Genomic DNA, 6,565 nt, shown 5'->3' on the forward strand with positions numbered 1-6,565 from the left:
GACACCCATCCGACCGGCTCCGTCACCGGAGGACACATGCCGACCGAGAACATACGCACGTACGACGTCATAGTGATCGGCGCAGGTCCGGTCGGCGAGAACGTCGCGGACCGGACCGCCGCCGCGGGCCTGAGCACCGTCATCGTGGAGAGCGAACTGGCCGGCGGCGAGTGCTCGTACTGGGCCTGCGAACCCAGCAAGGCCCTGCTGCGCCCCGTCCTGCTCCGCGCCGACGCCGTGCACGTCCCGGGTCTCGACCCCGCCGTCAAGGGCCCGCTGGACGTCGAGGCCGTCCTGGCGCACCGCAACCGCATGTCCGCCGACTGGAAGGACGACGGCCAGGTCGAGTGGATCAAGTCGGTCGGCATCGACCTGCTGCGCGGTCACGGACGGCTGGCGGGGGAGCGCGAGGTGTCCGTGGAGACCCCCGAGGGCGACACCGTCCGCCTGCGGGCCCGGCACGCCGTCGCCGTGTGCACCGGCAGCCGCACGGCCCTGCCCCGGCTGCCCGGGATCGAGAACCTGCGGCCCTGGACCAGCCGGGAGGCGACCAGCGCCCAGCAGCCGCCGCAGCGTCTCGTGATCGTCGGCGCCGGTGTGGTGGGCGTTGAGATGGCCACCGCCTGGCAGGCCCTGGGCAGCCGGGTGACCCTGCTCGCCCGGGAGGACGGCCTGCTGCCCCGGATGGAGCCCTTCGCGGGCGAGCTGGTCACCGAGCGCCTGCGGGAGGCCGGTGCGGACGTACGGTTCGGCGTCTTCGTCGTCGGCGCGGAGCGGGTGGACGACGGCGAGGGGGAGGTCCGTATCAGCCTGTCGGACGGCGGTGAGATCACCGCCGACGAGATCCTCTTCGCCACCGGCCGCGCCCCGCGCTCGGAGGACATCGGCCTCGACACCGTGGGACTGAGGGCGGGTGACTGGCTCGCCACCGACGACAGCCTCACCGTCACTGCCGTCCCCGGGAACTGGCTCTACGCCGTAGGCGACGTCAATCGCCGGGCCCTGTTCACCCACCAGGGCAAGTACCAGGCGCGCATCGCCGGTGCCGTGATCGCCGGCCGGGCCCGAGGTGATCAGCTGGACACCGGCCGCTGGGCTCCGCACAGCAGTACGGCCGACATCGAGGCCATCCCCGGCGTCGTCTTCACCGACCCCGAGGTCGCCTCCGTGGGCCTGACCGTCCGCGAGGCCGAGCGCACCGGCCGGGCCGTCGAGGTCGTCGACTACGAGATCGGTCACCTCGCGGGCGCCGTCCAGTATCGCCCCGACTACCGGGGCAGGGCCCGGATCCTCATCGACCGGGACCGTCAGGTCGTCGTCGGCGCCACCTTCGTAGGACCGGGCGTTGCCGAGCTGCTGTACTCGGCCACCGTCGCCATCACCGGGGAGGTGCCGGTCGAGCGTCTCTGGCACGCCGTACCCGCGTTCCCCACCATCAGCGAGGTGTGGCTGCGCCTGCTCGAGACGAGGAGGGACTCATGACCACCGCACGCGACCTCGCGCTCGTCGCCCTGGGTATGCCGTCCGATCGGCCCGTGGCACAGGGAGACCTGTCCCTTGCGCTCGCGGGGGCCGAGGCGGTCGATCTCCTGGAGAGCGGAGCGCTGAGCCTGGACGGCGACCGCATGATGCCCGGCCCTCGGGTGGCAACGGGTGACCGTCTGCTGGATCAGGCGCACGCCTCGCTCACCCGGCGGGAGCCGTACGAGAAGGTCGACGAGTGGCTGTGGCGCCGCGGTGGCGAGCTTGCCGCGGCCTATATCGACGACCTGGAGCGGGCCGGGCTCGTCACCCACCCACGGGGCCGCTTCCGGCTGCGGTCCGCGCGGACCGTCCTGGCCGCCTCGCAGGCCCGCCGCAGTGCGGAGGAACGCAGGGCGTCCGGCGAGCCCGTCCTCGCCGCTCTGCTGGCGGCCGCAGGGATCGGGGAGGACCCGGCCGAGGCCCGCGAGAGCCTCACCGGGGACGCGGTCACGACGGTGCTGGCCGCCGTCGGCGACGCGGTGACGCAGCTGGAGGCCGTACGACTGCGGCGGGACGTCGAGAACGCCGCGTTCGACAACGTTTGGCGGGGATAGGGCCGCTGAGCGGGCGCGCCGACGGGCGTGGTCACACCCGTGAGCGGGGCTTTCACACCTGCCACATGGGAGGCTTCTTGAGACTCCGCTGCCTGGACGAGGCCCCTCACGGCACCGGTCGGCTGATCGACCGTCGGCTCCTACAGACGCTGGGCAACCCCGAGTGAACCTTTTCCCCTGCGAAGTACGTGGAGCTGTAGGGAATAGGGGAAGCGGGGATCTTTCCGCCCGTCGGACCGTCGTGAGGAGAAGGCGCGCTCGTGAGGATCGGTATCGTGCCCCCCACCAGATCCGAGATGTCCGGCCCGACGCCGTTCCGACCTGGGCCAAGGCGTCGGAGAAGAGCCGACGACTTCGTGGTGGACGACACCGGCCCGTCGGTGCCGGCCACGGCCGTTGGCCCGGCCTTCGTCCGCGCACGTGCGGCCTGGAAGGCTGCCGGACGCGAGGGCACGCGGGACCTCGTCGCTGTTTGCGTGCTTCGCCCTGGGCGACGAGGACCTCGGCGTCGACGAACTCATGCTCGCCCCGACTGTCGACGAGGCATGGCTGGCGGATGTGGCTCCGTAGGGAGGAACCCTTGGTACACGCCCTGAAGTGCCGCACCCGTCCCGCGTGGCGGGTTGTGTCGCATGAGGTGCATTGCAGTGCCCGGTTGCGGCCCACCGCCCGCGGGACGCGCGTGGGTGTCAGTCGGAGCTGTCCGCCTCGCCCGCTACACCAGGGTGTACATGACGGAACGCTGCTGCTTGTGACGCCTGATACGTCCCTTGGCGACCAGGGATTCGAGGGTGTTTCGTACCACCTGCGGTGTGGGATTGCGGTCCGGGTGCTTCTTGAGGAGTTCGTCCCGCAGCTCCTTCGCCAGACGCGGCTCCTCGTACTGGCCGAGCAGGTCCGCAAGCAGGTCACCGAGCAGAGGCTGGTGCGACTTCCCCTTCGCGCTGGCCTGTGCGGTCTTGGCGGCCGGAGTGGTCTTGGCCGACGTGGAGCGTCGTGAAGCGGTTTCGGCAGGGGCCTGCTTCGCCTTTTCGACGACGGGCTCTTCCTGCAACTGCTCGGGCAGACGGGACGCGTCCGTGAAACCCTCGTACTGTTCGGCGAGGTTGATGATGTCCGCCAGGAGGGCCTCCTCCTGCTTCAGCATCCTGATCTTCTCCATCAGCTCCTGCTGTCGCCGACGGTTCTCCTCCAGGTCCGACGCGGCTTGTGCTACGTACCGCGATCGGAGCGTGGCGGCTGATTGGCTGGTCACACCGTTCACTCCCTCGATATGGATGACGTTGCGCATGGTACCCACGCCGAGGGTCCCGTGCAGATAAGTGTCGACGCCAGATGGTTCGTCTGGCATGTCCACTCTTCACGATAGGCGCTGATGTGCCTGCGCATAGAGGAAGTGTGGACCTTCTTCGACCTCCCGAGGGTTCGACGACGTCACTCGCACGAGGCTCCCTCCGCCAATACTGCCCGGTAAGTATGTCGTCGAACCGCCTCCCTGACGACCCTTGGTGGGTCGTTGTATGTGTGGGACCGTGTTGCCCCGTCGGGGGGACGAGTACGAGTGTCGGACCGCGCCTCGGATCCGGGGCCGTCACCTGGCGGCGTGCTCGCGGGCCGTCAGGGCTGCCTCTTTGGCCGACCCGCGATGCACGGGTCCGTGACCAGGCAGGATGAGACCCGCGTCCAGGCCCTCGAGCACGGCCAGGGAATCGAGAGCCCGGGCACGGTCGGTATGGAACATGTCGGGCAGCAGCTGCGGTCCGTTGATCCGCGACGCGGGGTGCGCGGTCACCAGGGCGTCGCCGGTGATCAGGATGCCGCTGCCGGGCAGGTGGTAGGCGCAGTGGCCCTTGGTGTGCCCCGGTGTGTGCACGGGCACCGGCGCACCGGGCAGGTCCAGTGCTCCCGGCGCGGGGAACGCCTGCGGCTCGCAGACCGGAACATGCGTGATTCCGCCGGCTCGGAGGGCGTGTACGGCCCACGGGAGCACACCGGGCCGCCACGCCTGCGCGAGCACCTGGCCGACGGACACCTGGTCGAGGAAGTCGCGGCGGGCGTGCGGTACCTCCTCCTGGTGCATGAGGACCGGCACGTCGTACGTGGCGCGCAGGTGCTCGGCCGCGCCGATGTGGTCGTTGTGCGCGTGTGTGACCAGGACGGCGGCCACGGAGCGGGCGTTCAGCCCGACCGCCTCCAGTGAGGCCAGCACGGCGTCGCGGTCGCCCGGGTAGCCGGTGTCGACGAGGGTGCAGCTGTCGCCGTCCTTGACGATGACCCAGTTGGTGTTGCTGCCTGACACCGAATAGACGTTGCTCTCGACGCGGACGATGTCGTCCTCACGCAGAAGCTTCGGCATGGTCCTTCTGATCCTCTCGTTGCGGCCGGAACCCTGAGGGGCCCTGTCGCTGGGTGAGGGGCCCTTCCTTCGCGCCGCGCGCCGTCGGCGCGCGGCGCGGGAAGCGGCTACCTGAGCGCGGAGGGTGACCGGACGGGCGCCGTCGTCACACCCCGCAGTGCAGGTCCGGTCGTGTCACTTGGTGTCGCGCTGGAGATCGGCCGGAGTGGCTCCGGGCGGGCCGAGGATGACGTCCCCGAACTCCTCGGTGACGGCCTGGAACAGCCCCATGTCCCACTCGGTCTCGGTGGTGGCCAGGTGCGCGGAGGTACCGGTGCGGCTGATGAGCTCCGCGAACCTGGCGGGAGAGGTGATGGCGAGGGTGCGCGCACCGTCGTCCCCCGCCTTGATGGTGTGGGGCGTGTTCATCTTGATGGCGTAGAAGTCCCCGGACCGCAGGGTGAAGGCGTCCGAGCCCGCCCAGACCGTCAGCGAGCCGGAGACGACCCAGATGCGCTCCTCGTAGCCGGTGTGCAGATGCAGCGGCGTCCCGGCGCCCGGGGGCAGGATGACATCGGACACGTCGTGCCGGCCCTCGGTCTCCTCCCCGGAGGCGAGGACCGACAGGCGCAGATGCTGGCCGAGAACGAACTGACGGTCCTGGGGGACCGGCGGCGGAGAGGGGAAGTTGGTCATATGTGTGACTCCTGTTCGGAGAGTGACAAATGATCGAGGAACACGAAAATGGGACGCACGCCTAGGGACACCCGGCGGAGACCGGCACATTTCGCTGTGGGATTTCTCCAGCCACAGAGTAACGTGTGAGTGGTCAAACCTGTGTGTCTGCCCTCGGCCCTGAACACATCCGATGGCCCGACGGAATGCCGTCAGGCGGACCCGGCGGCCATGCCCGCACCTCTCCCCGGCTGTTCCGGCACCCCCGCACACCCGCACATCGAGGGCCGGCAGGAGTCGCTCATGGCTCGCACACGGAGTCTCTCAGCGCCATGACGGCCTCGCGCAGCTCCGGCGGCAGGGGAGTGGGCAGCGAGGGCCTACGGCCCCACAGCGGCCCCTGCGGCCGTGACCTCGTCGGCTCGCCTCCGGGCACGGGTTGCGCGGGCAACGCCGGCAGGAGGTTCGCGGCCGTCATCACGGCGGCCGCCCTGGCCGCGACCTCGGCCCGGGCCGTTGTCAGAGCCTCCAGGACACTGTCGCCCAGCTGTGGGGCGGCCATCCCGCGGAACCGATTGTCGACGAAGCGGATCCACGCCGCGTGGCCGTTGGCACCCACGGTGACCTCCACGACGCCGTCCCTGGAACGCGCCGTCACCGACAGCGCCCTCATCTGTTCCCGGGCCCTGGACAGAGTTCCGTACCGCTCGGCGAAGTCGGCAAGGACCTGCTCCAGACGGCTTCCCGGTGACGTCTCCATCGTCCTCCTCTGCCGGTGAAGCCACCCGCAGGCGGCACGCACATCCTCGCCGCATGTCCCCGAAAGGGGAAGAGGACGGGTGTGTCGGAGGGCGACCCGGCCCAGGGCCTTCCGACACATGAAGGACACGAGAGGACCGCACATTTGGTTCACATGTGCGCCGGTTATGCTCCGTGCCGAGCGCACACCCCATTTGGAGGACTCTTGTTCAGCATCACCGTACGTGACCACATGATGGTCGCCCACAGCTTCCGCGGCGAGGTCTTCGGCCCGGCCCAGCGGCTGCACGGGGCGACGTTCGTCGTGGACGCGACGTTCCGGCGCCCGGAGCTGGACGACGACAACATCGTCGTCGACATCGGTCTGGCCACCGCGGAACTCGGCAAGGTGATCGGCGAGTTCAACTACCGCAATCTCGACGACGAGGAGCGGTTTCACCGGATCAACACCTCGACGGAGTACCTGGCCAAGGTGATCGCCGACCGCCTGGTCGAGGCGATCCACGCGGGGACGCTGGGGGAGGGCGCCCGGGGGATCCGTGAGGTGGTCGTGACGCTGCACGAGTCGCACATCGCGTGGGCCAGTTACGAGCGCAGCGTGTGACACACGCACGGGGGCCGGGGGGGCGCCGGGGGGCCCCGCCTGAACCGGTTGGGGGCCGGGCGGGGGCTGGAGAAATAGCCCAACGCGGGCCTATTCCACAACCCCGGCGAATTG

At 69.9% G+C, this 6,565-nt stretch carries 7 protein-coding genes; 3 read left to right on the plus strand and 4 right to left on the minus strand.

All coding sequences use genetic code 11. The annotated features are described in order from the left end of the window. Positions 1–36: 36 nt before the first annotated feature. Together ACFVJQ_RS32425 and ACFVJQ_RS32430 are read left to right on the plus strand one after the other, a co-directional pair. Positions 37–1,482: a dihydrolipoyl dehydrogenase family protein gene (locus tag ACFVJQ_RS32425; protein WP_385517183.1), complete on the plus strand. Its 1,446-nt coding sequence runs from the start codon at positions 37–39 to the stop codon at positions 1,480–1,482. After that, positions 1,479–2,078 carry a GPP34 family phosphoprotein gene (locus tag ACFVJQ_RS32430; protein WP_385789154.1) on the plus strand — a complete coding sequence of 200 codons (600 nt, stop codon included), beginning with the start codon at positions 1,479–1,481 and terminating at the stop codon, positions 2,076–2,078. The genes ACFVJQ_RS32425 and ACFVJQ_RS32430 overlap by 4 nt, the downstream gene beginning before the upstream one ends. A gap of 715 nt (positions 2,079–2,793) precedes the next feature. On the opposite strand, the gene ACFVJQ_RS32435 is transcribed toward ACFVJQ_RS32430, so the two are convergent. The 4 genes from ACFVJQ_RS32435 to ACFVJQ_RS32450 all read right to left on the minus strand — a co-directional run bounded on the left by ACFVJQ_RS32435 (position 2,794) and on the right by ACFVJQ_RS32450 (position 5,848). Continuing rightward, positions 2,794–3,333 carry a hypothetical protein gene (locus tag ACFVJQ_RS32435; RefSeq protein WP_385517189.1) on the minus strand — a complete coding sequence of 180 codons (540 nt, stop codon included), beginning with the start codon at positions 3,331–3,333 and terminating at the stop codon, positions 2,794–2,796. Positions 3,334–3,669: 336 nt separating this feature from the next. Further along, positions 3,670–4,434 carry an MBL fold metallo-hydrolase gene (locus ACFVJQ_RS32440; protein ID WP_385517191.1) on the minus strand — a complete coding sequence of 255 codons (765 nt, stop codon included), beginning with the start codon at positions 4,432–4,434 and terminating at the stop codon, positions 3,670–3,672. A gap of 174 nt (positions 4,435–4,608) precedes the next feature. Beyond that, complete coding sequence (locus tag ACFVJQ_RS32445; protein WP_385789157.1) at positions 4,609–5,109, minus strand: cupin domain-containing protein; 501 nt, start codon at positions 5,107–5,109, stop codon at positions 4,609–4,611. A 280-nt stretch (positions 5,110–5,389) separates the two neighbouring features. Next, complete coding sequence (locus tag ACFVJQ_RS32450; protein WP_385517195.1) at positions 5,390–5,848, minus strand: YbaB/EbfC family nucleoid-associated protein; 459 nt, start codon at positions 5,846–5,848, stop codon at positions 5,390–5,392. Between the two features lie 204 nt (positions 5,849–6,052). Between ACFVJQ_RS32450 and ACFVJQ_RS32455 the strand changes: the two genes are divergently transcribed. Continuing rightward, positions 6,053–6,451, plus strand: a complete 399-nt coding sequence (locus ACFVJQ_RS32455) for a 6-pyruvoyl tetrahydropterin synthase family protein (protein ID WP_385517196.1) — start codon at positions 6,053–6,055, stop codon at positions 6,449–6,451. The last annotated feature ends 114 nt before the right edge of the window (positions 6,452–6,565 follow it).

This window comes from Streptomyces sp. NPDC127197, from assembly GCF_042672405.1.
Classification (GTDB): Bacteria; Actinomycetota; Actinomycetes; order Streptomycetales; family Streptomycetaceae; genus Streptomyces; species Streptomyces flavusporus.

Bases quoted from the DNA above. Each gene is read 5' to 3' on its own strand.
- ACFVJQ_RS32425 (WP_385517183.1), top strand. From the start codon at position 37: ATGCCGACCGAGAACATACGCACGTACGACGTCATAGTGATCGGCGCA.
- ACFVJQ_RS32430 (WP_385789154.1), top strand. From the start codon at position 1,479: ATGACCACCGCACGCGACCTCGCGCTCGTCGCCCTGGGTATGCCGTCC.
- ACFVJQ_RS32440 (WP_385517191.1), bottom strand. From the start codon at position 4,434: ATGCCGAAGCTTCTGCGTGAGGACGACATCGTCCGCGTCGAGAGCAAC.
- ACFVJQ_RS32445 (WP_385789157.1), bottom strand. From the start codon at position 5,109: ATGACCAACTTCCCCTCTCCGCCGCCGGTCCCCCAGGACCGTCAGTTC.
- ACFVJQ_RS32450 (WP_385517195.1), bottom strand. From the start codon at position 5,848: ATGGAGACGTCACCGGGAAGCCGTCTGGAGCAGGTCCTTGCCGACTTC.